This is a genomic window from Phenylobacterium sp., assembly GCF_031412415.1.
In the GTDB taxonomy this organism is placed as follows: domain Bacteria; phylum Pseudomonadota; class Alphaproteobacteria; order Caulobacterales; family Caulobacteraceae; genus Phenylobacterium.
Map to the genome: position 1 here is coordinate 1 of NZ_JANOCX010000102.1, position 2,162 is coordinate 2,162.

Sequence of the window (2,162 nt, forward strand, 5' to 3'; positions counted from 1 at the left end):
CTAGTTATCGCCGATCACATAGCGGAGGGGAAATCATGGCTGGACGTCTGGACGGCAAGGTGGCGGTGATCACCGGCGGGGTGTCCGGGATCGGGCTGGGAAGCGTCGAGCTGTTCGTCGCCGAGGGCGCGCGGGTGATCGCCGCCGACATCCAGGACGAAAAGGGCGCCATGCTGGAGAAGCGTTTCCCCGGCAAGGTCGCCTACGCCCATTGCGACGTCACCGACGAGGCGCAGATCGCCGCGGCCCTGGCCAAGGCGAAGTCCGAGTTCGGGGGCCTGGACATCCTGTTCAACAACGCCGGCATCTCCGACCGGATGACCTCCATCGCCGAGATCACCGCCGACGGCTGGAGCTGGATCTTCGACGTCCTGGTCCGTGGCCCGGCTCTGGGCATGAAGCACGCCGTGCCGCTGATGCTGGAGCGTGGCGGCGGCTCGATCATCAATACCGCCTCCATCGCCGGCCTGCAGGCCGGCTGGGGCCCGATCGCCTACTCCACCGCCAAGGCCGGCGTCATCCATATGAGCCGGGTGGCCGCGGCGCAGCTCTCGCCGCAGAAGATCCGGGTCAACGCCATCTGCCCCGGCCTGATCGCCACCTCGATCTTCGGCGCCTCCTTGGGCCTTCCCCGCGAGGTGGCCGACCAGATGGCTGCTCGCGTCGCCGACAACGCCGCCAAGGTCCAGCCGGTGCCCAAGGCCGGCATGCCCGACGACATCGCCCAGGCCGCGCTCTACCTGGCCTCCGACGCCGCCGCCTTCGTGTCGGGGACGCACATCGTGGTGGACGGCGGTATCACCGTTGGCGGCCGTCACGCCTGGGACCAAAGCGCCGGATCGCCGTTCGCGGCCCTGTTCGGCGACATGATGCCCGCCCAGCCTTGACCGGGCCCGTCCTCAGCCTCGCGCCCGGTCTCGATCCGGCAAGGCTCGCACCTGCTTTCGCGCGGTTCGGCCGGCTGCACATGCCGGGCGTCCTGCCGCCCGACCAGGCGCGCGCGGTGGGCGCGGCGCTGGCCGGGACCCCCTGGCACCGGTCGATGCATGTGGGGGGCAAGAGCTACGACTTCGCCCTGGAGACGCTCGAGACCATTCCGGCCGAGCGCCAGGCCGCGCTCGAGACGGCCCTGGTCGAGGGCGGCCGCGCCGGCTTCCAGTACCGCTTCGACGCCTGGCGCCTGTCGGACCTGGTGGAGGCGGGCCAACGCGCCGGCGGGCCGCTCGAGGCGGTCTACGACCTCCTCAACAGCGAGGCGTTCCTGCGCTTCGTCCGGACACTGACGAATGACCCTCGCCCGGCCTATGTGGACGCCCAGGCGACCCGCTACCGGGCCGGCGACTTCCTCACCGCCCATGACGACGGCGTCGAGGGCAAGAACCGTCTCTACGCCTATGTGCTGAACTTCACCCCCGCCTGGCGCACCGACTGGGGCGGCCTGCTCGCGTTCCACGACGCCGACGGCCATGTGGCGGAAGCCTACGCCCCGACCTTCAACGCCTTGAACATCTTCCGCGTCCCCCAGCTCCACGCGGTGACCCAGGTGGCGAGCTACGCGGCCGGTGAGCGGCTGTCGGTCACCGGGTGGATTCGTGAGCGCTGAGCCCAAGGCCGCCCTGTCACCCAACCTGCGCGGCGCGCTCTGGATGGTGGCCTCGGCCCTGGCCTTCACGGGCATGACGACGCTGATCAAGTTCCTGGGCGACGACTATCCGGCCGCCTTGCAGACCTTCTACCGCCAGCTTGCCGGCTTCATCGTGCTGCTGCCGGTCATCCTGAAGATGGGAAAGTCGGCCTTCGCCACCACCCGCCCCGGCATCCTGCTGTTCCGCTCGGCGGCGGGGACGGTGGGAATGATCCTGTCGTTCTACGCCTTCCAGAAGATGCCGCTGGCCGACGCCAACGCGCTGTCCTTCACCCGCACCCTGTGGCTGGTGCCGCTGGCGGCCTTCGTGGTGCGCGAGACAGTGGGCCCGCTGCGCATCGGGGCGGCGGTGGTCGGGTTCCTGGGCGTTCTGGTCATGTTGCGGCCCGGAGTCGACGGGACCTTCGCCATCGGCCTGCCGGCCCTGGCCATGCTGGCCTCGTCCTTCCTGTTCGCCCTGACCATCACCGGAATGAAGGTGATGACGCGGGACCATTCACCCATCGTCCTGCTGGTC

3 protein-coding genes are annotated in these 2,162 nt (G+C 69.7%); all 3 read left to right on the top strand.

What is annotated here, in order from left to right:
- Positions 1 to 35: 35 nt before the first annotated feature.
- Positions 36 to 887, top strand: a complete 852-nt coding sequence (locus tag RMO04_RS05290; protein WP_309643746.1) for an SDR family oxidoreductase — start codon at positions 36 to 38, stop codon at positions 885 to 887.
- The gene (locus RMO04_RS05295) at positions 884 to 1,603 is read left to right on the top strand and encodes a 2OG-Fe(II) oxygenase family protein (protein ID WP_309643747.1); all 720 of its coding nucleotides are present in this window, start codon (positions 884 to 886) and stop codon (positions 1,601 to 1,603) included. The genes RMO04_RS05290 and RMO04_RS05295 overlap by 4 nt, the downstream gene beginning before the upstream one ends.
- Positions 1,593 to 2,162: DMT family transporter (locus RMO04_RS05300; RefSeq protein WP_309643748.1), on the top strand; the 570-nt coding region annotated here is incomplete at its 3' end. The genes RMO04_RS05295 and RMO04_RS05300, both read left to right, overlap by 11 nt.